General features: G+C 74.9%; 24 protein-coding genes. 16 read left to right on the top strand and 8 right to left on the bottom strand.

Annotation, left to right across the window (positions count from 1 at the left end):
- Positions 1-7 precede the first annotated feature (7 nt).
- On the bottom strand, positions 8-652 hold the full coding sequence (locus KPF22_RS04490; protein WP_224401313.1) for a response regulator transcription factor: 645 nt from the start codon (positions 650-652) through the stop codon (positions 8-10).
- Positions 649-1,803, bottom strand: a complete 1,155-nt coding sequence (locus KPF22_RS04495) for a sensor histidine kinase (RefSeq protein ID WP_208818854.1) — start codon at positions 1,801-1,803, stop codon at positions 649-651. Before KPF22_RS04495 ends, KPF22_RS04490 begins: the two co-directional genes overlap by 4 nt.
- A gap of 122 nt (positions 1,804-1,925) precedes the next feature.
- Here KPF22_RS04495 and KPF22_RS04500 point away from each other — a divergent pair, with 122 nt between their 5' ends.
- Both KPF22_RS04500 and KPF22_RS04505 read left to right on the top strand, forming a co-directional pair.
- The gene (locus KPF22_RS04500; RefSeq protein WP_224401314.1) at positions 1,926-2,738 is read left to right on the top strand and encodes an ABC transporter ATP-binding protein; all 813 of its coding nucleotides are present in this window, start codon (positions 1,926-1,928) and stop codon (positions 2,736-2,738) included.
- Complete coding sequence (locus KPF22_RS04505) at positions 2,735-4,849, top strand: FtsX-like permease family protein (RefSeq protein ID WP_224401315.1); 2,115 nt, start codon at positions 2,735-2,737, stop codon at positions 4,847-4,849. Before KPF22_RS04500 ends, KPF22_RS04505 begins: the two co-directional genes overlap by 4 nt.
- Before the next feature lie 47 nt (positions 4,850-4,896).
- Here KPF22_RS04505 and KPF22_RS04510 read toward each other — a convergent pair whose 3' ends face one another.
- Positions 4,897-5,328: a nitroreductase family deazaflavin-dependent oxidoreductase gene (locus KPF22_RS04510; protein ID WP_208818857.1), complete on the bottom strand. Its 432-nt coding sequence runs from the start codon at positions 5,326-5,328 to the stop codon at positions 4,897-4,899.
- A gap of 199 nt (positions 5,329-5,527) precedes the next feature.
- Here KPF22_RS04510 and thiC point away from each other — a divergent pair, with 199 nt between their 5' ends.
- The 5 genes from thiC (at position 5,528) to KPF22_RS04535 (ending at position 12,035) form a co-directional block, all read left to right on the top strand.
- Positions 5,528-7,165 carry a phosphomethylpyrimidine synthase ThiC gene (thiC, locus tag KPF22_RS04515; RefSeq protein ID WP_208818858.1) on the top strand — a complete coding sequence of 546 codons (1,638 nt, stop codon included), beginning with the start codon at positions 5,528-5,530 and terminating at the stop codon, positions 7,163-7,165.
- A gap of 197 nt (positions 7,166-7,362) precedes the next feature.
- Complete coding sequence (gene thiD / locus KPF22_RS04520; protein WP_224401316.1) at positions 7,363-8,214, top strand: bifunctional hydroxymethylpyrimidine kinase/phosphomethylpyrimidine kinase; 852 nt, start codon at positions 7,363-7,365, stop codon at positions 8,212-8,214.
- 190 nt (positions 8,215-8,404) lie between these two features.
- Positions 8,405-10,675: a xanthine dehydrogenase family protein molybdopterin-binding subunit gene (locus tag KPF22_RS04525; protein WP_224401317.1), complete on the top strand. Its 2,271-nt coding sequence runs from the start codon at positions 8,405-8,407 to the stop codon at positions 10,673-10,675.
- Positions 10,672-11,220, top strand: coding sequence for a (2Fe-2S)-binding protein (locus KPF22_RS04530; protein WP_073576649.1), 549 nt, complete (start codon positions 10,672-10,674; stop codon positions 11,218-11,220). Before KPF22_RS04525 ends, KPF22_RS04530 begins: the two co-directional genes overlap by 4 nt.
- On the top strand, positions 11,217-12,035 hold the full coding sequence (locus tag KPF22_RS04535; protein WP_208818860.1) for a xanthine dehydrogenase family protein subunit M: 819 nt from the start codon (positions 11,217-11,219) through the stop codon (positions 12,033-12,035). Before KPF22_RS04530 ends, KPF22_RS04535 begins: the two co-directional genes overlap by 4 nt.
- A gap of 51 nt (positions 12,036-12,086) precedes the next feature.
- Here KPF22_RS04535 and KPF22_RS04540 read toward each other — a convergent pair whose 3' ends face one another.
- Together KPF22_RS04540 and KPF22_RS32945 are read right to left on the bottom strand one after the other, a co-directional pair.
- The gene (locus tag KPF22_RS04540) at positions 12,087-12,770 is read right to left on the bottom strand and encodes a response regulator transcription factor (protein ID WP_178375841.1); all 684 of its coding nucleotides are present in this window, start codon (positions 12,768-12,770) and stop codon (positions 12,087-12,089) included.
- Positions 12,767-13,993, bottom strand: a complete 1,227-nt coding sequence (locus KPF22_RS32945) for a sensor histidine kinase (protein ID WP_208818861.1) — start codon at positions 13,991-13,993, stop codon at positions 12,767-12,769. The genes KPF22_RS04540 and KPF22_RS32945 overlap by 4 nt, the downstream gene beginning before the upstream one ends.
- 110 nt (positions 13,994-14,103) lie before the next feature.
- Between KPF22_RS32945 and KPF22_RS04550 the strand changes: the two genes are divergently transcribed.
- Both KPF22_RS04550 and KPF22_RS04555 read left to right on the top strand, forming a co-directional pair.
- Positions 14,104-14,703 (top strand): hypothetical protein, encoded by a 600-nt coding sequence (locus tag KPF22_RS04550; protein WP_224401318.1) that lies wholly within the window; start codon positions 14,104-14,106, stop codon positions 14,701-14,703.
- On the top strand, positions 14,693-15,829 hold the full coding sequence (locus KPF22_RS04555) for a DUF418 domain-containing protein (protein ID WP_224401319.1): 1,137 nt from the start codon (positions 14,693-14,695) through the stop codon (positions 15,827-15,829). Before KPF22_RS04550 ends, KPF22_RS04555 begins: the two co-directional genes overlap by 11 nt.
- On the opposite strand, the gene mftM is transcribed toward KPF22_RS04555, so the two are convergent.
- Positions 15,783-16,493 carry a mycofactocin oligosaccharide methyltransferase MftM gene (mftM, locus tag KPF22_RS04560; RefSeq protein WP_224401320.1) on the bottom strand — a complete coding sequence of 237 codons (711 nt, stop codon included), beginning with the start codon at positions 16,491-16,493 and terminating at the stop codon, positions 15,783-15,785. The two genes, KPF22_RS04555 and mftM, sit on opposite strands and share 47 nt — an antisense overlap.
- A gap of 127 nt (positions 16,494-16,620) precedes the next feature.
- On the bottom strand, positions 16,621-17,223 hold the full coding sequence (locus tag KPF22_RS04565) for a hypothetical protein (protein ID WP_224401321.1): 603 nt from the start codon (positions 17,221-17,223) through the stop codon (positions 16,621-16,623).
- A gap of 135 nt (positions 17,224-17,358) precedes the next feature.
- On the opposite strand from KPF22_RS04565, the gene KPF22_RS04570 reads away from it, so the two are divergent.
- Complete coding sequence (locus KPF22_RS04570) at positions 17,359-18,354, top strand: zinc-binding alcohol dehydrogenase family protein (protein ID WP_224401322.1); 996 nt, start codon at positions 17,359-17,361, stop codon at positions 18,352-18,354.
- Positions 18,355-18,367: 13 nt separating this feature from the next.
- Here KPF22_RS04570 and KPF22_RS04575 read toward each other — a convergent pair whose 3' ends face one another.
- Entirely contained in the window at positions 18,368-18,940 is a 573-nt protein-coding gene (locus KPF22_RS04575; RefSeq protein WP_224401323.1) for a TetR/AcrR family transcriptional regulator, read from the bottom strand.
- A 60-nt stretch (positions 18,941-19,000) separates the two neighbouring features.
- Between KPF22_RS04575 and KPF22_RS33565 the strand changes: the two genes are divergently transcribed.
- The 6 genes from KPF22_RS33565 (at position 19,001) to KPF22_RS04600 (ending at position 23,428) form a co-directional block, all read left to right on the top strand.
- On the top strand, positions 19,001-19,090 hold the full coding sequence (locus KPF22_RS33565; protein WP_374107453.1) for a putative leader peptide: 90 nt from the start codon (positions 19,001-19,003) through the stop codon (positions 19,088-19,090).
- Positions 19,091-19,214: 124 nt separating this feature from the next.
- Positions 19,215-19,754: a DUF4242 domain-containing protein gene (locus tag KPF22_RS04580; protein ID WP_224401324.1), complete on the top strand. Its 540-nt coding sequence runs from the start codon at positions 19,215-19,217 to the stop codon at positions 19,752-19,754.
- A complete protein-coding gene (locus tag KPF22_RS04585; protein WP_224401325.1) occupies positions 19,751-20,782 on the top strand; it encodes an acyl-CoA dehydrogenase family protein in 1,032 nt (343 codons plus the stop codon). The genes KPF22_RS04580 and KPF22_RS04585 overlap by 4 nt, the downstream gene beginning before the upstream one ends.
- Positions 20,758-21,471 (top strand): ABC transporter ATP-binding protein, encoded by a 714-nt coding sequence (locus KPF22_RS04590; RefSeq protein ID WP_224401326.1) that lies wholly within the window; start codon positions 20,758-20,760, stop codon positions 21,469-21,471. Before KPF22_RS04585 ends, KPF22_RS04590 begins: the two co-directional genes overlap by 25 nt.
- Positions 21,468-22,634, top strand: a complete 1,167-nt coding sequence (locus tag KPF22_RS04595; RefSeq protein WP_224401327.1) for an ABC transporter substrate-binding protein — start codon at positions 21,468-21,470, stop codon at positions 22,632-22,634. Before KPF22_RS04590 ends, KPF22_RS04595 begins: the two co-directional genes overlap by 4 nt.
- Positions 22,631-23,428 (top strand): ABC transporter permease, encoded by a 798-nt coding sequence (locus KPF22_RS04600; RefSeq protein ID WP_224401328.1) that lies wholly within the window; start codon positions 22,631-22,633, stop codon positions 23,426-23,428. The genes KPF22_RS04595 and KPF22_RS04600 overlap by 4 nt, the downstream gene beginning before the upstream one ends.
- Positions 23,429-23,436: the final 8 nt, after the last annotated feature.

Below are 23,436 nucleotides of genomic sequence, written 5' to 3' on the forward strand. Positions count from 1 at the left end.
TCCGGCCCTACTCGACGAGCCGGTTCTCCCAGGCCCACGCCGCGATCTCCACCCGGTTGCGGGCGTCCAGCTTGGACCCGATGTTGGCGATGTGGGTCTTCACCGTGGACAGCGAGACGAACAGGTCCCCGGCGATCTCGGAGTTCGTCCGGCCCCGGGCGACCGCCTTCACCACCTCCAGCTCGCGCGGGGACAGCGTGGCCCGGACCTCGGCACGGGCCGGCTCCGGCTCGGTCAGCCGCTCCAGCAGCCGCACGGTGACCGACGGCGACACGAGAGCGTCGCCCGCCGCGGCGGCCCGGACCGCCTCGACGAGCAGCCGCGGGCCCGCCGTCTTCAGCAGGAACCCGCAGGCCCCCGAGCGCAGCGCGCCGTAGACGTACTCGTCGAGATCGAAGGTCGTCACCACGACGATCCGCGGGGGGAACGGGTCCGCGCTCAGCGCGCGGGTCGCGGTGATCCCGTCCATCCCCGGCATCCGAACGTCCATGAGCACGACGTCCGGGCGCAGCTCGCGGGCCATGGCGACGGCGTCGGTGCCGGTCGCGGCCTCGCCGACGACCTCGATGCCGTCCTCGGCGGACAGGATCAGCCCGAAGCCGGTGCGCACCATCTCCTGGTCGTCGGCGAGCAGGACGCGGACGGCGGTCACCGGCCCGCCCCGGCGGGCACCTCGGCGACGACGATCCACCGGCCGGGCCCGTCCGGCCCGGCGTGCAGCGAGCCGTCGAGGGCCTCCACCCGCTCACGCATCCCGGCCAGCCCGAACCCGCCCGGGTCGCGCAGCGGGTTCTCGGTCCCGGTCCCGTCGTTGTGCACCACGGTCACCAGTCTCCCGGCCTGCAGGTGCACGCCGACCGACACCGTCGTCGCGCCGGGGGCGTGCCGGTGCACGTTGGTCAGGGCCTCGCGCACCACCCGGAACGCGGTCGCCGCGACCGCGGGCCCGAGCACGGCGGTCCGCACCTCGGGGGCGATCTCCAGCCGGGTGCGGGTGCGGTCGGGGTCGAACCGCGCGACGACGTCCTCGACGTCGGCGATGTCGTGGCCGGGGGCGCGGTCGGCTCCGCCGTCGGCACCGGCGCGCAGCACCCCGACCATGCGGCGCATCCCGTCGAGGGCCTCGGCGCCGGCCCGCTCGATGGACTCCAGCGCCCGGCCGGCTTCCTCCGGGCGGCTCCCCGCGACGACGACCCCGGCCTGCGCGGCCACCACGATCGCGGTCACGTGGTGGGCGACGGTGTCGTGCAGCTCGCGGGCCAGCTCCAGGCGCTCGTCGTTGCGGGCCTGGGCGAGCCGGGCCGAGCGGCGCTGCCACAGCTCGCGCGCCGCGGTCGCGACGACCATCGTCCCGGCCCAGCCGACCACGGTCAGGCTGGCGAACACCTCGCGGTCGATGTCCGGCACGCGCAGCAGCGGCATGCCCACGATGAGGCACAGCGACACCACCGCCGTCGCGAGCACGACCCGGACCGGTGCGGTCCGCACGACCGACACCGTGACCACGGCCAGCGCGAACAGCTCGGTCAGCGACACGAACGGGATCCCGCCGGTCACCACCCCCGCGACCGAGCCGGCTGCGGACAGTCCGTAGGCGACCACCGCCACGGGGAGCGCCGTGCTGCCCGTCCGGTACCGGAGGAGCACCACGCCTGCCACGAGCAGGCCGTACACCGCTCCGCTCGGCACCCAGAAGCCCACGTAGTTCATCGCCAGGACGGCGTCGCACCCCGCCCAGAACAGGTAGGCGAGCAGCTCGAGCCCGGCCAGGAACGGGCGGCCGCGGCGTGGTGCGGTGCTCATGGGACACACCGTAGGGCGGGCGGCGACCCTCCGACCTCGGTCGGAAGTACGACGACCCGGCCGGGCAACGCCCTACCACGGGCCGATGCCCCGGACCCCCGTCGAGCGGCAGCCTCGTCGTCATGATCGAGGGGTTGAGGAATCCGGCCGACGTGCCGTCGCAGGTCGCCGCGGCGACGGTGAACCTGGTGCGCACCTACGGGCGGGGGCGCGCCACGGTCCGCGCCCTCGACGGCGTCACCCTGTGGCTGCCCGCGGGGCGGTTCACCGCGGTGATGGGCCCGAGCGGATCGGGCAAGTCGACACTGCTGCACTGCCTGGCCGGGCTGGACCGGCCCACGTCCGGGCAGGTGCTGCTGGGCGGGACCGACCTCGGGAGCCTCGACGACACCGCGCTGACCCGCGTCCGGCGCGACCGGATGGGCTTCGTCTTCCAGGACGGCAACCTGCTGCCGAACCTCACCGCGGGCGAGAACATCGACCTGGCCGCCTCCCTGGCCGGGCGCAGGCCGAACCACGCCTGGCGGGCCGAGCTCGTCGAACGGCTCGGCATCGCCGACCGGCTCACCCACCTGCCCTCGGAGCTGTCCGGCGGGCAGCGTCAGCGCGTCGCGGTGGCCAGGGCGCTGCTCGGCCGCCCGGAGATCGTCGTCGCCGACGAGCCGACCGGCGCGCTCGACACGCGTTCCGGGCGCGAACTGCTGGGTCTGCTGCGGGCCTGCGTCGACGACTACGGCCAGACCGTCGTCATGGTCACCCACGACCCGATCGCCGCCTCCGCGTCGGACCAGGTCCTGCTGCTGCGCGACGGCCGTGCCGCCGGCCGGTTGGGCCGGCCCACCCCGGACCGGGTGCTGTCCGCGATGGGCGCGCTGACCGGCGCCGACGACCCCGCCCTGTCCGACGTGACGGCCACCGGGCCGGTGACCCGGTGAACCCCGCGACCCGCGCCGCGGTCGCCGGTGCCCGGCGCAGCCCGCGCCGGCTGCTGCTGACCGGACTGGCCGTGCTGGTGGCGACGGTGTTCGCCGCCGGTGCGGTGCTGCTGACCGCGAGCCTGCGCGCCGACCTCGTCGGGAGCACGTCCTCGGTGCCCGCGGGCGCGACGTTCGCCGTGGAGACCGACACCTCCGACGGGGCCGCCACCACGGAGCTGGAGGACCGGCTGCGCGCGGTGCCCGGGGTGACCGGGGTGTCGACCGCCCGGTCGGGGCCGGCCGCCGTCGTCGCGGGTGGTGCGAGCGGCAGCTGGCTGCTGAGCACCGATCCGATGACCGGGCCGCTGCAGGGGCTGGAGCCGGTGACGGCCGGTCGCCTGCCGTCCGGGCCGGGGGAGGCGCTGATCGGGGCGGTCACCGCGGAGCGCACCGGGCTCGCCCCCGGCGCCACCGTCGGCCTCGGCGACCGCACGCTGACCGTCACCGGCGTGGTGCCGGTCCGTTCCGGGTACGGCGACGTGCTCGTCGTGCGCGACGACGACCCGGCCGCCGCCGGTCTGTCCGGCCACCGGACCGCCGTCGCGGGTGACCCGGACCCGGCCGCGCTCGCCGCCGTCCCGGGCGTCACCGGTGTCCGGACCGCCGACGACCAGCGCACCGAGGACCTGGCGTCGGCCTCGGCGTCGGCGGACGCGCTGCTCGCCGGGCTGTCGGTGTTCGTCGGGCTGGCGCTGGTCGCCGCGGCCGTGGTGGTCGCCTCGACGTTCCGGATCGTCCTGGCCCGCCGTACCCGTGAGCTGGCGCTGCTGCGCTGCGTCGGCGCGGGCCGCGGGCAGGTGACGCGGTCGGTGCTGGTCGAGGCGGCGCTCACCGGGCTGGTCGCGGGGGTCGCCGGGGCGCTCGTGGCCGTCGCGGGCGGGTGGGCCGCTCTCGCGGCGGCGGGCGCGGCCGGGCTGGACGCCCCGGCGCTCGTGGTGCCGTGGGGGCGGCTCGCGGGGTGCGTACTGCTGGCGGTCCTCGTGACGGTGGCGGCCGCGCTGGCCCCGGCGCTCGCCGCCGGGCGGACCCCGCCGGTGGTGGCGCTCGGCGCGGCGGACGCGAGCGGGGCCCGTGCACCGCGGGCCCGGGTACGGCTGCCGCTCGCCGCGGTCGCGCTCGTCCCGGCCGTGGTCCTCGCCGTCGCCGGGGTGGGCATGGGGAGCCCGCTGGCGGGGACGGCGCTGGCCGCGCTGTCCGGGATGCTGGTGTTCGCGGCGCTCGTGGTGACCGGGCCGTTCGTGGTGTCCGGGGCGGCGGCGCTGGTGGCGCCGGTCGTCGCACGCTGGGCACCGGGCCGGATCGCGGTGGGCAACGCGCGGCGGATGTCGCGGCGCACCGCGGCGATGACGACGGTGCTGTCACTGGGCGTGGGCCTGACCGCGGCGCTGCTGGTGGCCGTGGCCGGCGCCTCGGCCGACGCGACGGCGTCGATCGAACGGAACTACCCGGCCGACATCGTCGTGTTCGCCGGCGACGACGCCGAGGCCGCGACGCTCGTGGCCCGCCTCGACGCCGAGCCCGCGCTGACCGCCAGGGTGTCCGACGGCACGGTGCTCGTCGACCCGGCGCCGGGGGCCGACCCGGTCGCGGTGCGTACGGCGGTGGTGCGGGCCGCGGGCGAGGCGCCCGTCACGTTCACCGCGGAGCTGCGGGAGCAGACCGAGTCCGCGGTCGGGGCGGTCCGCGGGATCGGGCTGGGGCTGGTCGGGATCACGCTGCTCGTCGCCGTCGTGGGGGTCGGGGTGACCCTCGCGCTGTCGGTCAGCGAGCGGACCCGGGAGATCGCACTGCTGCGCACGCTCGGTCTGTCGCGGGCCGCGGCCCGGCGGGCGGTGGCGTTCGAGGCGGCACTCGCCGGTGCGGTCGCGGCGGTGCTCGGCGTCGTGCTGGGCGGTGTCTACGGCCTGCTGGCGCTGCGGGCGACCGGCATCGGCTCGGTCACGGCGCTGCCGCTGGGCCAGCTCGGCGGGCTGGCCGCGGTGGTGGTCGCCGTCGCCGTGGTCGCCTCGGTGGGGCCGATGCGCCGCGCCGGACGGGTCGAGCCCGCGCACGGCGTCGCCGCGGCCTGAGGGACCGCCCGCGCGCCCGGTGCGGACCGGGAGCGCGGGCGCCGGGCTCAGCTCGCGGGCTCCAGCACGAACACCGGGATGACCCGGGAGGTCTTCTCCTGGTACTCGGCGTAGGGCGGGTAGGCGTCGACGGAGCGGTCCCACCACTCCTGGCGCTCGTCCCCGGTGACCTCGCGGGCGACGAAGGTGCCGGTCTGCGTGCCGTCCTGCACCTGGACCTGCGGGTTCGCGACGACGTTGTGGTACCAGGCCGGGTGCTCCGGGGTGCCGCCCTTGGACGCGATCATCGCGTAGGAGCCGCCGTGCTCGACGCGCATCACCGGCACGTAGCGCTGCTTGCCGGACTTCGCGCCGGTCGTCGTGACCAGGATGATCGGACGGTCCATGACCGTGACGCCCTCGGTGGTGCCGTTCTCGAGGATCTTCTCGGTCTGCTCGCGGACCCAGTCGGTCGGGGAGAGCTCAGCGTTCTGCGTCATAACGGTGGAGAACCCGATACCTCCTGTGATCATTCCTCGCAGCCGGGTGAGGGGCTGGTGCGCGTCGCCGGACGGTGCCTACGGTGCGGGTGCACGACCAACTGAACACGCGGGAGCTCCGTCGCGCGGGGCTGAGAGGGCGACTCGCCGGTCGCCGACCGCAGAACCGGCCGGGTAATGCCGGCCAGGGAGGACTGTCATGACAACGGCACCAGTGCGCCCGCAGCAGGTCACCACCGGCCCGATCCAGGGGTCGGCCAAGGCCTGGATCCCCGGACCCGACGGCATCACCGTCCCGGTCCGGCGGATCTCGCTCTCCAACGGCGAGCACCACGACGTCTACGACACCTCCGGCCCGTACACCGACTCCGACGCGACCGTCGACCTGCACGCCGGGCTGCCCCGGCTGCGGGAGCCGTGGGTCGGGTCGCGGGAGCCGGGGACCCAGATGTCCTGGGCGCGGGCCGGGATCGTCACCCCCGAGATGGCCTACATCGCCGTCCGCGAGCGGTGCGACGCGGAGCTCGTCCGCGCCGAGGTCGCCCGCGGCCGGGCCGTGATCCCGGCCAACCGCAACCACCCCGAGTGCGAGCCGATGATCATCGGCAAGCGGTTCCTCACCAAGGTCAACGCCAACATCGGCAACTCCGCGGTGACCTCCTCGATCGCCGAGGAGGTGGAGAAGATGGTGTGGGCGACGCGGTGGGGTGCCGACACCGTGATGGACCTGTCGACGGGCCGGGACATCCACGAGACCCGCGAATGGATCCTGCGCAACTCGCCGGTCCCCATCGGCACCGTCCCGATCTACCAGGCCCTCGAGAAGGTGAACGGTGACCCGGCCGCCCTGAGCTGGGAGGTCTACCGCGACACCGTGCTCGAGCAGTGCGAGCAGGGCGTGGACTACATGACCGTGCACGCCGGCGTGCTGCTGCGCCACGTGCCGCTCACCGCGAAGCGGGTCACCGGGATCGTCTCCCGCGGCGGGTCGATCATGGCCGCGTGGTGCCTGGCGCACCACGCCGAGTCGTTCCTCTACACCCACTTCGACGAGCTGTGCGAGATCCTGCGCCGCTACGACGTCACGTTCTCCCTCGGCGACGGCCTGCGCCCCGGCTCGATCGCCGACGCGAACGACGAGGCCCAGCTCGCCGAGCTCGCCACCCTCGGCGAGCTGACGAGGATCGCCCGCGGCCACGACGTGCAGGTCATGATCGAGGGCCCCGGCCACGTCCCGATGGACAAGATCGTCGAGAACGTGCGGCTGGAGGAGGAGTGGTGCGACGAGGCGCCGTTCTACACCCTCGGCCCGCTGGCCACCGACATCGCGCCCGGCTACGACCACATCACCTCCGCGATCGGCGCAGCCCGCATCGCCGAGGCCGGGACCGCGATGCTCTGCTACGTCACCCCGAAGGAGCACCTGGGCCTGCCGAACCGCGACGACGTCAAGGTCGGGGTGATCAGCTACAAGATCGCCGCGCACGCCGCGGACCTGGCCAAGGGCCACCCGCACGCCCAGGCCCGCGACGACGCGCTCTCGCAGGCCCGGTTCGAGTTCCGCTGGCGTGACCAGTTCGCGCTCTCGCTCGACCCGGACACCGCGACCGCCTACCACGACGAGACGTTGCCGGCCGAGCCCGCGAAGACGGCGCACTTCTGCTCGATGTGCGGGCCGAAGTTCTGCTCGATGAAGATCACCCAGGACGTCCGGGACTACGCCGAGGCGCACGGGCTGACCAGCGTGGAGGCGATCGAGGCCGGGATGGCGGAGAAGTCCGGGGAGTTCCGGGACGAGGGCGGCCGGGTCTACCTGCCGATCTCCGCCACGGACTGAGGCCCGGACCGGGACGTGCACCGCCGGGGCCGCGGGGATCCCCCCCCCGCGGCCCCGGCACCGTCTACCGTCGTCGGCGACCACGCACGACGCGGGAGCTCGCGGAGCAGGCGGGCTGAGAGGGCGGCCGGGTCCCACCGGACCGGCGTCGCCGACCGCGTACCGGCCGGGTAATGCCGGCCAGGGAGGACACGTCCATGGAACCCACCGTCGGCACCACACCCCCGCGGGTCATGACGATCGCCGGGACCGACTCCGGCGGCGGCGCGGGCATCGCCGCGGACCTGCGCACCTTCGCCGCCTGCGGGGTGCACGGCTGCCTCGCCGTCTGCGCGGTGACCGTGCAGAACTCGGTGGGCGTCACCGGCGTGCACACGATCCCGGTCGACACGATCGCCGAGCAGATCTCCACGGTCGCCTCCGACATCGGGCTGCAGGCCGCGAAGACCGGGATGCTCGCGAACGCCGAGATCATCGAGGCCGTCGCGCGGGCCTGCGACGGATGCGGCATCGGCGCCGGTCTGGCCACGCCGTTCGTCGTCGACCCGGTCGCGGCCTCGATGCACGGGGACCCGCTGCTGGCCGCCGAGGCGCTGGACGCCTACCGGCACACGCTGTTCCCGCGGGCCACGCTGGTCACCCCGAACCTCGACGAGATCCGGCTGCTCGTCGAGCACGACGTCCACGACCGCGCGGGCCAGTACGCCGCGGCGAAGGCGCTGCACGCGCTCGGCCCGCGCGCGGTCCTGGTGAAGGGCGGCCACCTCGCCGAGGACACCGACGGCTGCCTGGACCTGCTCTACGACGGCGAGACCGCCGTCGAGCTGCCCGGCCCGCGCTTCGACACCGGCCACACCCACGGCGGCGGGGACTCCCTGGCCGCCGCGATCGCGTCCGGGCTCGCCCGCGGGATGGAGCTGGAGGCGGCGGTCCGGTTCGGGAAGCGCTACATCGTCGAGGCGGTCCGCCACGCCTACCCACTGGGCGCCGGGCACGGCCCGGTCTCGGCGCTGTGGGCCGTACGGCCGTGGTGGGACGAACGCGACTGACCCTCGCCGGTCCTTGGATACGAGATGGATGCGATCTCAACAGATCCGAGGTCGGGGCCGACCGGCCCCCGGCGTGCCGCAGATGCGGTGATCCGCCCGCGCGTCGCTCCGCGAAGGGTGCCCTGACCTGGGGATCGGGCGCTGTGGTCTGCATCGCACAGGCCCGTCGAGATGTATACGCTCGCGTCCGATGAGCATCTTGGGCACCCGCGTCGTCCGCACCGAGGATCCGGTCTTCCTCACGCGCGGCGCGACCTACACCGACGACCTGACCGAGGAGCGGCTGACCGGGGCGTTGCACCTGACGCTCGTCCGCTCCCCGCTCGCCCACGCGACGATCACGTCGATCGACACCTCGGCGGCGCTCGCGTCGCCCGGCGTCGTCGCCGTCGTCACCGGGGCCGACCTCGACATCACACCGGCACTGCTGTTCCCGGGCGCGAACAAGGCCATGACCCGACCGTTCCTCGCGACCGACCGCGTGCGGTTCGTCGGCGAGCCGGTCGCCGCGGTCCTCACCGAGGAGTTCTACCAGGGTGAGGACGCGGCCGAGCTGGTCGACGTCGAGTACGAGCCCCTGGACGTGGTGATCGACCCGCTGGCCGCCGCCCGCGACGAGACGCTGCTGTTCCCGGAGGCCGGGACCAACACCGCGGCCGCCTACGGGCACGACGAGGAGCAGGACGCCTCGTTCTTCGACGGCTGCGAGGTCGTCGTCACCCGGGACCTGGTGAACCAGCGCCTGGCCGCGGCCCCGCTGGAGACCCGCGCCGCGAGCGCCTTCTGGGAGGGCGACCGCGTCACCGTCTACATGTCCAACCAGAACGCCCAGGGCGGCCGCGACGAGATCGCCGGCTGGCTGGGCCTGGACAAGGAGAAGGTGCGGGTCGTCCTGCCGGACGTCGGCGGCGGCTTCGGCGCGAAGATCGGGTCCGACCCCGAGTTCGCCCTCGTCGCGTGGCTCGCCCGGCAGCAGGGCCGTCCGGTCCGCTGGAACGAGTCCCGCTCCGAGAACATGACCGGAATGGTGCAGGGCCGCGCCCAGCGCCAGACCGTCACGATCGGCGGCACTCGCGCGGGCAAGGTCACCCACTACCGGCTCGACGTCGTGCAGGACCTCGGCGCCTACCCGCGCCTGGGCACCTTCCTGCCGATGTTCACGCGGATGATGGCGCCCGGCACCTACGACATCGAGCACGTCGACTCCCGCGCGAAGGCCGTCGTCACCAACACGACCTCGGTCGCCGCCTACCGCGGCGCCGGCCGCCCCGAGGCGACCGCCGCGATCGAGCGTGCGATGGACCTGTTCGCGGCCGAGATCGGCAAGGACCCGGCCGAGGTCCGCAAGCTCAACGTCGTCGCCCCGGACCGGTTCCCGTTCCAGACCAAGGGCGGGGTGGAGTACGACTCCGGCGAGTACGCCAAGGCGATCGACCTCGCCCTGGAGAACGCCGGCTACGACCGGCTGCGCGCCGAGCAGAAGGCCCGCCGCGAGTCCGGCGACGCCCGCCAGATCGGCATCGGCGTGTCCTCCTACGTCGAGATCACCGGCGGTGGCGCGTTCGCCGAGGACGCCTCGGTCGAGGTCCACCCCGACGGCTCGGTGACGGTGCTGACCGGCACCTCCCCGCACGGCCAGGGGCACGCGACGGCGTGGGCGATGCTCGCGTCCGACCAGCTCGGCGTCCCGATCGAGAAGATCACCGTCAAGCACGGCGACACCGACCTCGTCCCGCGCGGCGGCGGCACCATGGGGTCGCGGTCGCTGCAGACCGGCGGCGTCGCGGTGCACCAGGCCTCGGCCGAGCTGATCGACCTGGCCAAGCAGCGCGCGGCCGACCTGCTCGAGGCGAGCGTCGAGGACCTGGAGCTCGACCCGGCGAACGCCGCGATCACCGTCAAGGGCGTCCCCGGCGCGAAGTCGGTGACGCTGGCGGAGCTGGCCGCCGCCGAGCAGCTCAAGGTCGACACCACCTGGGACGGCAAGAAGCCGACCTTCCCGTTCGGTGCGCACGTCTGCGTCGTCGAGGTCGACACCGAGTCCGGCAAGGTGACGGTCGAGAAGATCATCGCCGTCGACGACGCGGGTCCCATCCTCAACCCGCTGCTCTGCGACGGGCAGCGGCACGGCGGGATCGCCCAGGGCATCGCGCAGGCGCTGCTCGAGGAGGTCATGTACGACGAGGAGGGCCAGCCGCTCACCGGGACCTTCGCCGACTACGGCATCCCGTCGGCGGCCGAGCTGCCCAGCTTCGACCTGGTCGAGATGACGACCCCGACGCCGGTCAACCCGATGGGCTACAAGGGCATCGGCGAGGCCGGGACGATCGGCTCCACCCCCGCCACCCAGAGCGCGGTCATCGACGCCCTGTCCCACCTCGGCGTCACGCACATCGACATGCCCCTGACCCCGATGCGGGTCTGGGAAGCCATCAACGCTGCCCAGGAGGCGTCCGAGTGAAGGTCGAGATCACCGTCAACGGTGAGCCCACCAGCGCCGACGTGGAGCCCCGCCAGCTGCTCGCGCACTACCTGCGGGAGACCGTCGGGCTGAAGGCCACCAACATCGGCTGCGACACCACGTCCTGCGGTGCGTGCACCGTGCTGCTCGACGGCGACGCGGTCAAGTCGTGCACCGTGCTGTCGGTGCAGGCCGACCAGCAGTCGGTCACCACCATGGAGGGGCTCGACGGCGCGTCCGAGGGCCGCCCCGAGCACCCGGTCACCGCGGCGTTCCGGTCCGAGCACGGGCTGCAGTGCGGCTTCTGCACCCCGGGCATGGTCATGTCCGCGGTGTCGTTGATCAGCCACGACGACGACCTGGACGAGCGGAAGGTCCGTGAGGGCCTGGAGGGCAACCTCTGCCGCTGCACCGGTTACCACAACATCGTGCGCGCCGTGCTCGTCGCCGCGGGCAAGGACCCGGACGCCGCGCAGAAGGCCGAGGCCGAGTCCGACGCGCTGCGCACCGCGCCCGCCTTCTCCCGTGGGGAGGCCGGCGCATGATCCCCCTCGCGTTCGACTACGCCCGCCCCGACACCCTCGACGACGCCATCGCGCTGCTCGCCGAGAAGGGCGAGGACGCCAGCGTCCTGGCCGGCGGCCACTCCCTGATCCCGGTCATGAAGGTGCGCCTCGGCGCGCCGGAGTTCCTGATCGACATCGGCCGGCTGCCGGAGCTGAGCTACATCCGCGTCGAGGGCGACGAGCTCGCCGTCGGTGCGGCGACCAAGCACCGCGACGTGGTCGACTCGGCCGAGGTCGCGAAGGAGGTCCCGCTGCTCGGGGCCGTCGCCCGCACCGTCGGCGACCCGCAGATCCGGGCCCGGGGCACGCTGGGCGGCACCGTCGCCCACGCCGACCCGGCCGCGGACCTGCCCGCCGCGCTGCTCGCGCTGGACGCCACCGTCGTCCTGCAGGGGCCGCGCGGGAAGCGGACCGTGCCGATCGGCGAGTTCTACACCGGCGTGTTCACCACGGTCCGCGAGCCCGACGAGCTGATCGTCGAGATCCGGATCCCGCGCTGCGGGGACAAGGGCTGGGCGTACGAGAAGTTCACCCGTCGCAGCAACGACTGGGCGATCGTCGCCGTCGCCGTGTCCGACGACCGCATCGGCCTGGTCAACATGGGCTCGACCGCGCTGCGGGCGTCCGCCACCGAGCGGGCGCTGGCGGAGGGGAAGAGCATCGCCGAGGCGGCCGCGCTGGCCGCCGAGGGTGCCGAGCCGCCCGCCGACACCCACGGGTCGGTCGCCTACCGCACCCACCTGGTGCAGGTGCTGACCCGCCGCGCCCTGGAGACCGCGCACGGCGCGCGCTGACCCGCGCACCCACGGCCCGCGTCCCTCCCCGGGGCGCGGGCCGTGGTCGTGTCAGGGCCCGGGACGGACCAGCCCCGCCTCCTGCGCGGCGATCGCGGCCTGGGTGCGGGAGCGCAGGCCCAGCTTCGCCAGGACGCGCGAGACGTGCGTCTTCGTCGTCCCCTCCGAGATCATCAGCTCCGCGGACAGCTCCGCGTTCGACAGCCCGCGGCCCAGCCCGGCGAGCACGTCGGTCTCGCGTGCGGTGAGCCTCTCCAGCCCCGGCACCGACGACGGCCGCGGCGCCCCCGCGTAGCGGCGGATCACCCGCCGGGTCACCTCCGGCGCCAGCACGCCCTCGCCGCGGGCGACGGCCCGGACCCCGTCGGTGAGCCGGGCCGCGTCGACCGACTTGAGCAGGAACCCGCCGGCACCCGCCGCGAGCGCGCCGTCGACGAGCTCGTCGAGGTCGAACGTGGTCAGGACCAGGACCTGCGTGGACCCCGCCGCGGTGCCGGCGCCCGTTCCGGTGGGCCTGCTCCCGGTGATCCGCCGGGTGGCCTCGATGCCGTCGATGCCGGGCATCCGGATGTCCATCAGCACCACGTCGGGCCGGTGCTCGGCGGCGGCCCGCACCGCGGCGAGCCCGTCGGCGACCTCGGCGACGACGTCGATGTCCGGTGCCGAGCCGAGGATCAGCACCAGCCCGGTGCGGACGGCCTCCTGGTCGTCGGCGACGACCACCCGGATGGTCACCGCCCCACCTCCGCCGGGCCCAGGGGCAGGTCGGCCCGGACGAGCCAGCCGTCGTCGTCGGGGCCCGCGTCCAGGGTGCCTCCGACGGCCCGGGCGCGCTCGCGCAGGCCGTCGAGCCCGGTGCCGCCGTGCAGCCCGGGGCCCGCCGCAGGGCGCCGGCCGGGGCCGTTGCGCACCTCGACGAGCAGTCGGCTCGTCGAGTGCGGGGTGTCGGGGGTGTCGGTGAGGCGCACCGTCACGTCCGAGCCGGGCGCGTGCTTCGCCGCGTTGGTCAGCGACTCCTGCACGATCCGGTACCCGGCGAGGTCGACCGGGGCGGGCAGCGGGGCCGCACCGCGCCCGTCGCACAGGACGGGGGACAGACCGGCGGCGCGGGCCTCGCCGAGCAGGGTGTCGACCTCGGACAGCCGGGCGGGAGCCCCGGGCGGGTCGGCGGTGTCGCCGTCGCGCAGCAGCCCGATCATCGTGCGCATCTCCCCGAGCGCGGCGACGCCGGAGGACCGCACCGTCCCCAGCACCCGCCGGACCAGCGCGGGGTCGGCGCCGGGCTGCAGCGCCGCCTCGGACTGCAGCGCGATCGCCGACAGCCGTCCGGCCACGACGTCGTGCAGGTCGCGGGCCATCCGGGCACGTTCCGCGGCGACGGCGGCGTCCCGCTCCCGGGCCGCCGTCCGCTCCGCCGCGACGGCCCGTTCCCGCTCGACGGCCGCCAGGTCCCGGAACCGGCGCACCTCCAGCCCCCAGACCAGCGGGAGCCCGACCACCAGCGTCAGGTTGAGCACGGCGTAGGTGCCGGTGCGGGTGCCCGCCACGAGCAGCGCGGCGACACCGAGGACGGTGGCGACCCCACCGGCGGCGACGGCCACCGCACGCGCGGTGCGCCGTGGCGGGAACACCACGGCGCAGTAGAGCAGGTCGGTGAACACGAGCACCGTCCCGATCTCGGTGCGGCCGCCCAGTACGGGACCCGCGACCAGGGCCGCCGTGCCGACCAGCAGGCCGGCGGGCACCCCGATCCGGCGCACCGCCGACGCGGCGCAGCCCAGCCCCATGACCAGCAGCGACGTCGTCGTCGCCCCGGTGTCCGCGCCCCACCAGGCGATCCCCGCGTCGGGCAGTGCCCAGATCAGCAGCAGCCCGACCACGAACCACACCACGCCGGTACCGGCGTCCCGCAGCACCGAGGGTGCGCCGCCGTCGCGGTTCACCAGGTACGTGATCACACCCCATCCCAGCACGCCCGGCGCCCGCGCGGCGTCCGTCGAAGGTGGTACGCGCGGATCGGTCGCACGCCGGACGCGTCGCCGCGGCCGGGTCGGCACGATCACCGGCCATGGGGGAGTCCTTGTTCGCCGAGCCGCTGCTGTGGCTGATCGTCGGTGCCGAGATCGGGTTCTGGGTGTTCCTGCTGGCCGGGCTGGGCGCGCGCTACGTGCTGCGCCGCCGGAGCCTGGGGGCGGTGCTGCTGCTGGGGGTGCCGCTGATGGACCTCGTGCTGGTCACCGCCTCGACGGTGGACCTGGCGACCGGCGGCGCGCCGTCGCGGGTGCACGGGCTGGCCGCGCTCTACCTCGGGGTCACCGTCGCGTTCGGGCACTCTCTGGTGCGGTGGGCCGACGTCCGGGTCGCCCACCGCTTCGCGGGCGGCCCGGCACCGGTGCGACCGCCCCGGGGCGGGGTCGCCCGGACGCGGTACGAGTGGCGCGAGTACGGCAAGGTCGTCGCCGCCTGGGTCGTCACGGCGGCGGTGCTGGTCCTGCTGTCGGTGGCCGGCGGCCGCGCGTTCCCGGCGCCGGGCGCCTGGCCGGAGGACCCGATGTGGTCCTGGCTCGCGACGGCGTCGCTGGTCGCCGGGATCTGGTTCGTCGTGGGGCCGCTGTGGGCGACCGTCTTCCCCGGCAGCGGGGACCGGGAGCGCACCGGTGTCCGGTGACCGCCTCACCGCCCCGGACGTGCTCCGTGGCCTCGCGATCGCCGGGACCTTCGCGACGAACGTCTGGGTGTTCGCCGACCCGCGCGGGCCGGGCGCGGTGTTCGCCGGCTTCGCCGGGGGCTGGTGGCTCGACACCGTGCTCCGCGCCGTCGCGAACGGGAAGTTCCTCGCGCTGCTCACTCTGCTGTTCGGGATCGGGATGGAGCTGCAGTACCGCTCCGCGGTGCGTCGCGGCCTGCGGTGGCCGGGCCGCCACCTCGTCCGCGCCGCGATCCTGTTCACCGAGGGACTGCTGCACTACGTGCTGGTCTTCGAGTTCGACGTGCTGATGGGCTACGCGATCGCCTCGGTGCTCGTCGCGTGGCTGGTGGGGCGGTCGGCGCGGGTGCGGGTGGCGGCCGCCTGCGTCGCCGGGGCGGTCACGGTGCTGCTGGTGGGTGGTGCGACCGCCGCGACGGCCGAGAGCACCGGCGCCGACGTGCCGCTCCCGCCGTACCCGGCGACCTGGACCGGGCAGGTGGCCGCACGGCTGGCCGACCCGCTGCTGTACCGGGTCGAGCTCGTGCTGATCGTCCCGTCGGCGGTGGTGCTGTTCCTGACCGGGTCCGCGCTGCTGCGCGCCGGGCTGTTCGACGCCGGTGCGACCACCCTGCGCCGACGGCTGATCGGCACCGGCGTCGCCGGGGCGCTGCTCACGGTGTTCACCACGCTCGGCGGTGACCCGTGGTTCCTCGTCGAGCGCTACCTGGTCGCCCCGCTGGTCGCGCTGGGGCTGCTCGGCCTGGTCCCGGAGGTCCTGGCCCGGCTGCGCGGCCCGGCCGGTCCGGTGCGGCGCGGGCTCATCGCGCTCGGCCGGACCGCGATGAGCTGCTACGTCGGCCAGAACGTCGTATCCGCGGTGCTGTTCGGCGCCTGGGGGCTCGGCGTGGCCGGGGCGCTCGCCGGTGTCGCGGCGCCGCTGCGGACCGGGGCGGTGGTCGGGGTGTGGGTCCTCGTCGTCGCCGGGTCGGCCGCGACGGCGGGGTGGTGGCTGCGCCGCCACGACCGCGGGCCGCTGGAGGCGCTCACCCACGCCCTGCTCAGAGGTCGATCACCAGCCAGCCGCCGTGGTGCTCGGACACCGTGAACGGATGGCCGGTGCGCTCCCCGATCCGGGTCAGGACGCGCTCGTCGAAGACCCGGACGTGACCCCAGGCGGGGTTCGGCTCGTCCTCGAACGGGACGGCGACGACCACCCGTCGCCGGGCCAGGCGCAGCATCTCGCCGACGACCTCGTCGCCGTCGGACTCGGACAGGTGCTCGACGAGGTGCACGGCGAACACGGTGTCCGCGCAGCCGTCGGGCAGGGCGACGGCACGCGCGTCGGCGACGTGGGTGTCGACGTCGGCGCCGAGCTGCGGCGCCATCCGGGTCAGCAGGTCGACGGTGCCGCCGGTCAGGTCGGTGGCGGTGACGCGGTGGCCGTCGCGGGCCAGCTGCAGCGACAGGAAGCCGAAGCAGCAGCCGAGCTCCAGCACCTCCTCGCCCAGCACGAGGGAGCGGGCGCGGGCGTGCACCGGGGCCATCTCGGCGTTGGTGCCGCCGGGCTCGGGCTCACCGGCCAGCGCGTCGAGGGTGTTGCGGTAGAAGGCGAGCCACGCGTCGTCCGGGAGGTCGGGGTCCTTCGCGGCGCTCGCGACGCAGGCGACGAACGCCTCCTCGAAACGCTCGGCCGGCAGGATCCCGGGCTGCACCAGGGTGCGGTCCAGCCAGCCGGCGAGGTCGTTGGAGAGCCGGTCGGTTCCGATCATGGATCGCTCCTGTGCGTGCGGGGGCCCGCTCCACGCTAGGCGGTCGCGGGCACGCCGCACCACGTCCGACGGCCGGGTCCCTCCCCGTCCGGACGGTGGGGGTGCGCCCCGGTGCCGGTCGGGATGCTCAGGCGCCCTGGGCGGCGAGCAGCCGGGCCTTCAGCGCGGCGTCCTTGTTGACCGGGTCGTGGGCGCCGTCCGGGACGGTCCCCGCGGCGACGGCGATCGCGTTCATGGTGCCGACCATCCGGCACAGGTGGGCGATGCGGCGCTCGTCGGCGTCGACGGGCGGGGCGCCGTCGAGCAGGGCCAGGGTGCGGTCCACCCAGATCACCTCGGCGTGCATCCCGGCCTCCTCGAGCACACCGCGCAGCCGTAGCCCGATCTCGCGGCGGGACAGCCCGCTCCAGCTCTCGAGGGTGCGGGCGTCGAGCGGGAACAGCAGGTCCCGGTCGCGCAGGTGGATCAGTTCCAGGGCGTGCGCACGACCGTAGGCGCAGTACGTGCACCCGTTCACCAGGGAGATCGTGAGCCCGGCGAGGTGGGTGCGCACGGGGCCCAGCACGCGCAGGGTGACCAGGAAGCGCGGGAAGTTGGCCGCGAACCAGCGCAGCGCGGGCCCGCTGCCCATCGTGGCGACCATCGCCGGGATCACGCCCGGCGTGTAGCCCCACAGCGCGGTGCACACGCGACCGACGATCCGGAGGACCGCTCCGCCACTGTCCGACATCCGGCCCTCCTTCCCGAAGGGGACGCCCGATCGTACTCCGGGCGGCCCCTGCGGCGGCACGAAATCGGCCGATCGGCCCAGCCGGGGTCATCGGTGCGGCGGGCGGCGGCCCGGTGGGGCGGATAGCGTCCGGTCATGGCTTCCGCACCCGCCGTCGTGGCGCCCCGACCGCTGCCCGTCGACGACCCCGAGTGCCTCGTCGACGCCGAGATCGAGGTCGGTACGCCCGGCCCGCACGACCTGCTCGTCGACGTCCGCGCCGTCTCGGTGAACCCGGTGGACGGCAAGGTCCGCTCGTCGTTCGACGCGGCCGACGGGCCGAAGGTCCTCGGCTTCGACGCCGCGGGCGTCGTCGTCGGGGTGGGCGAGCGGGTGCAGGGGTACGTCCCCGGCGACGAGGTCTACTACGCCGGCGCCATCGACCGGCCCGGCAGCAACGCCCACCGCCAGCTCGTCGACTCCCGCATCGTCGGGCGCAAGCCGTCGACCCTGGACTTCGCCGCCGCGGCCGCGCTGCCGCTGACCTCGATCACCGCGTGGGAGTGCCTGCACGACCACCTGCGCGTCACCGCCGACACCACCGGGACACTGCTCGTCGTGTCCGCCGCGGGCGGGGTCGGGTCGATGGTCCTGCAGCTCGGCCGGCGCACCGGGCTGACGCTGGTCGGCACCGCCTCCCGCACGGAGTCCGCGGACTGGGCGCGGCAGATGGGTGCGCACGCGGTCGCCGACCACCACGACCTCGTCGGCACGGTGCGCGAGGTCGCCCCGGACGGCGTGCAGTACGTGTTCTCGCCGGTGTCGGCGGGCAACGTCGAGGCCTACGCGGAGCTGATGACCCCGCGCGGGATCGTCGTCGCCATCGACGAGCCGGAGGGCCTGGACACCCTCCCTCTGAAGACGAAGTCGCAGGCCTGGCACTGGGAACTGATGTTCACCCGGCCGCTGTCGGAACCGGGCTCGACGGTGCAGCGGGAGATCCTGGACGAGGTGTCCCGGCTCGTGGACGCCGGGGAGCTGCGGACCACCGAGACGCGGCGCCTGCAGGGGCTGACCGCGGCGTCGCTGCGGGAGGCGCACCGGCTCATCGAGTCCGGCGGCACCGTCGGCAAGATCGTGGTCGAACGCTGAGGGGTGGGAGGGGTCAGATACCGGGCGTTGCCAGCGCGACCGCCAGCTCACCGGCCCGGACGATCGCGTCCGTGCTGCGCTCGGCCTTGGAGCCGGCCAGGCCGCCGTCGTAGACGAGCTGGATCCGCGCGGCGGTCTCGTCGGGATCGGTGTGGCCGAGCTGGGTCAGCGCGGCGCGGAAGGCCGCCCGCTGACGGAACCGGTGCTCCTCGACGACGGCGGTGACGGGGGAGTCCCGGCCCGGGAACTCGGTGGCCGCGTTGAGGTAGCGGCAGCCGCGGTACCCGCGGCGCCGCGCGCCGGCCGCGGCCAGGTCGAACGCGGCCCGGATGCGACCCAGCGGGTCCTCGGCCAGCCCGCGTACGGCGCGGCCGTAGCGGTCGCGGTCCTGGGCGTCGGCCCGCACCAGATAGGCCGTGACGAGTGCGTCCTTGGAGCCGTAGTGGGTGTACAGGCTGGCCCGCGCGACTCCGGCCTCGGCGATGACCCGGTCGATGCCGACGGCCCGGATGCCCTCCCGGTCGAACAGACGCGCGGCCGCGTCGAGCAGGCGCTCCGCGGGACCGGCGGCGGTGGTGATCGGCACGGAGACCATCGTAACGCGGATCTATACAGATAGACCGATCTGTCTGCTACGGTCGCTGTCGTGAGGACGTTCCGGCTGGTGAAGCGCCGCCACGTCGACCTGCTCCGGGTCGTCGCCGCGGCCTGTCCGGCGTCCTCCCCGCGGGTCTGACCCCGCCCTCGTACAGCGCCGTCGCGCCGGTCGCGGCCCCGCTCACATCCTTCAGCGCCACCCGTCCCCGTCGTGCCCCCGCGCACGCGGCCCAGGGGTGGCGCCCCCTACCGGAGGTGCCGACGTGCCCCTGTTCCTCTTCGAATTCCTGCCCGCCACCGCCGACCGGGATGCGGTCACCGCGCTGCTCGGTGATGTCGACCGGATCGCCGCCGGATCCGGCGCCACACTGGTGGAGTCCCAGGTCACCGGGGCCCTGGACCACGTGTTCACGGTCGTCGAGGCCCCGTCCGCGGACGCCCTCGACACCTGCTTCGACGGGCTGGCCGGGATCACCTCGGCCACCGGCCCCGATGAGGTGCGCCTGGTCGGGGCCGATCTGGAGACGCTGAAGGCGGCCCGCCCGTCGGCCGGGTTCCTCGTCGAGTGGGACCTCCCCGACGGCTTGGACATGGACACCTACCTGGCCCGGAAGAAGGCGAAGGCACCGCGCTACGCCGACGTCCCCGAGGTCGCGTTCCTGCGGACCTACGTCCGCGAGGACATGGCCAAGTGCCTGTGCTTCTACGACGCGCAGGGGGGCGAGGAGGACGTGGTCCGTGGCCGCAAGGCCGTCGACACCCCCATCGACCGTCTGCACACCCTGGCCGGGGACGGCCGGTGACCGCGACGACCACCGCAGCCGACGTCGCCGGCTTCTTCGCCGACGCCGCCGGCCCGGTGGACCGCGGCGAGGACGACGTCCGCACCGGACTGCGGCACCTCGGTGCGCTGGACCTGGTCGCCCCGCCCGGCTCCGGCGCCGCGCACGCCGTGACGCTCGTGGAGCGGATCGCCGGGGAGTGCCTGAGCTCGGCGTTCGCGACCTGGGCGCAACGCATGACGTTCGAGTACCTGACCCGGGCCGGGCATCCTGACGAGGCACTGACCGACCGGGTACGTCGGGTCGGCGTCGTCGGCGCCACCGCGATGGCCCCCGCCCTGCGCGACCTCGCCGGCCTCGAACCGGTGCCGGTCGTCGCCGTCCCGGCTCCGGACGGCGGGCTGGTGCTGGACGGGCCGATCCGCTGGGCGTCCAACCTGTTCGACGGTGCCGTCGTCGTGCTGCCGGTCCGGCTCGGCGACGACGAGGGGGACCGGGCCGTCGTACGCATCACCACCGACGATCCGGGTGTGCACCGAGCTCCGTCGCCCGGCCTGCTCGCCCTCAACGGCACGGGGTCGACCTCGGTGCACCTGGACGGCGTCCGGGTGCCGCCGCAGGCCGTGCTGTCGCGCGACCTGCGCGGATTCGTCGGCCGGATCCGGCCCACGTTCCTCCTGGTCCAGAGCGCGTTCTGCAGCGGACTCGCCCGGCGCTCCGCGGCGGAGTCACTCGCCGGGGCGACCGGCGTCGCCGCTCCGCTGGGCCCGGACGCCCGCGCCGTCGCCGCCCGCGCCGCCGACGTCCACGACCGGCTGCACACCCTCGCCGCCGACCCCGCCGCGGCCCGCCCGGCCGACCTGCTCCGGCTCCGCCTGGACGCGGCCGGGGTGGCGACCGACGCCACCCGCGTCGAGTCCGCCGTCCGCGGCGGCGCCGGGTACGTCGCGGGAAGCGACGTCGCCCGACGCCTGCGCGAGGGCGCGTTCCTGCCCGTCCAGGCGCCCACGGAAGGACATCTGCGGTGGGAACTGTCGCGATCGAGCTGACCGGTGGTGCCCGCCGCTACGGCACACATACCGTCCTGGACGGGGTCGACCTGCGCGTCGCGCGGGGCGACCGGCACGTCGTCCTCGGCCCGACCGGCAGCGGCAAGTCCACGCTGCTGCGCGTGCTCGCGGGCCTCGAACCGCTCGACGGGGGTGTGGTGACGCGTGACGGCGTCGCGGCCACGGTGTTCCAGGAACCGCTGCTGCTGCCGTGGCTGACCGTGCGCGAGAACGTCCGCCTCGCCGGGCGTTACCGCGCCAACGCCGGCCGCTTCGACGCCGCGCACGCCGAGGCGCTGCTGGAGCGGTTCGGGATGTCCGGGCACGCCGACGCCCGGCCCGCGACCTTGTCCGGCGGGCAGGCCCAGCGGGTCGCGATCGCCCGCGGGATGGCGGTGCGTCCCGACGTGCTGCTGCTCGACGAGCCGTTCGGCGCGCTGGACCCGGCGACCCGCGCCGGGCTGCAGAGCTGGCTGCGCGACCTCGCCGAGACGGAGCGGATCACCCTGGTGCTCGTCACCCACGACGTGGACGAGGCCCTCTACCTGGGCACCCACGTCACAGCGCTGGACGGTGCGGGTGGGGTGGGCGGGCGCTGGACGCCCGACCGCACCGATGCCCCCGGCGGGCACCCGCTGCGCGACGAGGTCCTGGCCGGGTACCGGTCGCAGGTGGCGGGGGCCCGGTGAGCCGCCTCGACCGCCGCACGCTCCTGCGGGCGGCCGCAGGAGCCGGTGCGCTGGCCGCGGTCGGCGGTGGGATCGCCGGAGCCGCGGACCTCGCGACGGCCGGGCGCAGCACCGCGCGCTCAGGCCGGGGTCTGCGCGTCGGCTACCTGCCGATCACCGACGCGTCGCCACTGCTGGTCGCGCACGCGCAGGGCCGCTTCGAGGCGGCCGGCGTCGCGGTGCAGCGCCCGGTGCTGTTCCGCGGCTGGGAGTCGCTCGCGCAGGCGTTCCTGGCCGACGAGGTCGACGTCGTCCACCTGCTCATGCCGTTCGCGGTGCAGCTGCGTCACGCCCTCGGTGCGCGGATCCGGATGATCGCGTGGAGCCATACCAACGGCTCCGCGCTGACCGTCGCCCCGGGCGTCCGGGACCTCGCCGGGCTCGCGGGCCGGCAGGTCGCGATCCCGTTCTGGTGGTCGATCCACAACGTGATGCTGCAGCGGATGCTGCGCGGGGCGGGGTTGCGCCCTGTCGTGCGTGAGCAGCCGTCGCGACGGGACGGGACGGTCGGGCTGGTGGTGCTCAGCCCGGCCGACATGCTCCCCGCCCTCGACACCGGCCGGGTCGGCGGCTACATCGTCGCCGACCCGTTCAACGCGGCCGCGGAGATCAGGAAGGTGGGCCGGATCGCCCGTTTCGTCGGCGACGCGTGGCGCCAGCACGCCTGCTGCGTGGTCGTCGTCCGGCAGGAGCTCGTCGACACCGACCCGGCCGCGGTGCAGGCCGTCACCGACGCCGTCACCGGTGCCCAGCAGTGGATCTCCGCGAGCCGCGCCGACGCCGCCGCGGTGCTGTCGACGGGTCGCTACCTGCCGCAGCCGCTGCCCGCGATCACCCGCGCCCTGAATCAGCCGCCCCGCGACCCGCAGCGGCCCGGCTGGTACGGGGAGCGGATCGGGTTCGCGCCGTTCCCGTTCCCCGGCTACACCCGCACCCTGGTCGAGGCGATGCGCGACACCGTCGTCGACGGCGACACGTCGTTCCTCGACGGCCTCGACCCGGCCGCGGTGCATGCCGATCTCACGGACGACCGCTTCGTCCGCCGCAGCATCGCCCTGCACGGCGGCCCGGCCGCGTTCGGCCTGCCCGACTCGCTCACCCGCACCGAGGACGTGACCGTATGAGCACCCTCGCCCCTTCTCCGCGCTCGACCCGCTCAGCCCCGGCCGCCCGCACCGCATCCCTGCTCGCCCCCGTCATCGGGACGCTCCTCGCGGCCGCGCTGTGGTGGCTGGTCACGACGGTCCTCGCCGGCCCGGAGAGCATGGTGCGCGCGTTCGCGCCGCAGCACGCGGTCCCGGCGATCGGTGCGCTCGCCGCCGACGGTGTCCTGCTCGACGACGTCGTCACCAGCCTGTGGCGGCTGCTGCTCGGGTTGCTCGTCGCGGGCGTGCTCGGTGTCGCGACGGGGCTGGCCGTCGGCGCGTCGTCGCTGCTGGAGCAGAGCACCCGTCCGGTGTTCCAGTTCCTGCGGATGGTGTCCCCGCTGGCGTGGGCCCCGGTCGCGATCGGGGTGTTCGGCATCGGCCACCGGCCCGTCGTGTTCCTGGTCGCGGCGGCCGCGGTCTGGCCGATCGTGCTGAACGTCGTCGCCGGGGTGCGGGCCGTCGACCCGAAGCTGACCCTGGTCGCCCGCTCGCTCGGCGCGACCCGGACCGAGGTGCTGACCTCGGTGGTGTTGCCGACCGTCCGCCCGCACCTGCTCACCGGGATCCGGCTGGCGCTGGGGATCGGCTGGGTGGTGCTGGTACCCGCGGAGATGCTCGGGGTGACCTCGGGGCTGGGCTACGAGATCCTCAACTCCCGCGACCAGCTCGCCTACGACAAGGTCATGGCCGTGATCCTGGTGATCGGCGCGCTGGGACATGCCCTCGACGCACTCGCCCGTCGGGTCCTGGGCGCCCCCGCGGCCGCCTGACCCCGCCC

Source organism: Pseudonocardia sp. ICBG1034, assembly GCF_020131375.1.
In the GTDB taxonomy this organism is placed as follows: Bacteria; Actinomycetota; Actinomycetes; order Mycobacteriales; family Pseudonocardiaceae; genus Pseudonocardia; species Pseudonocardia alni.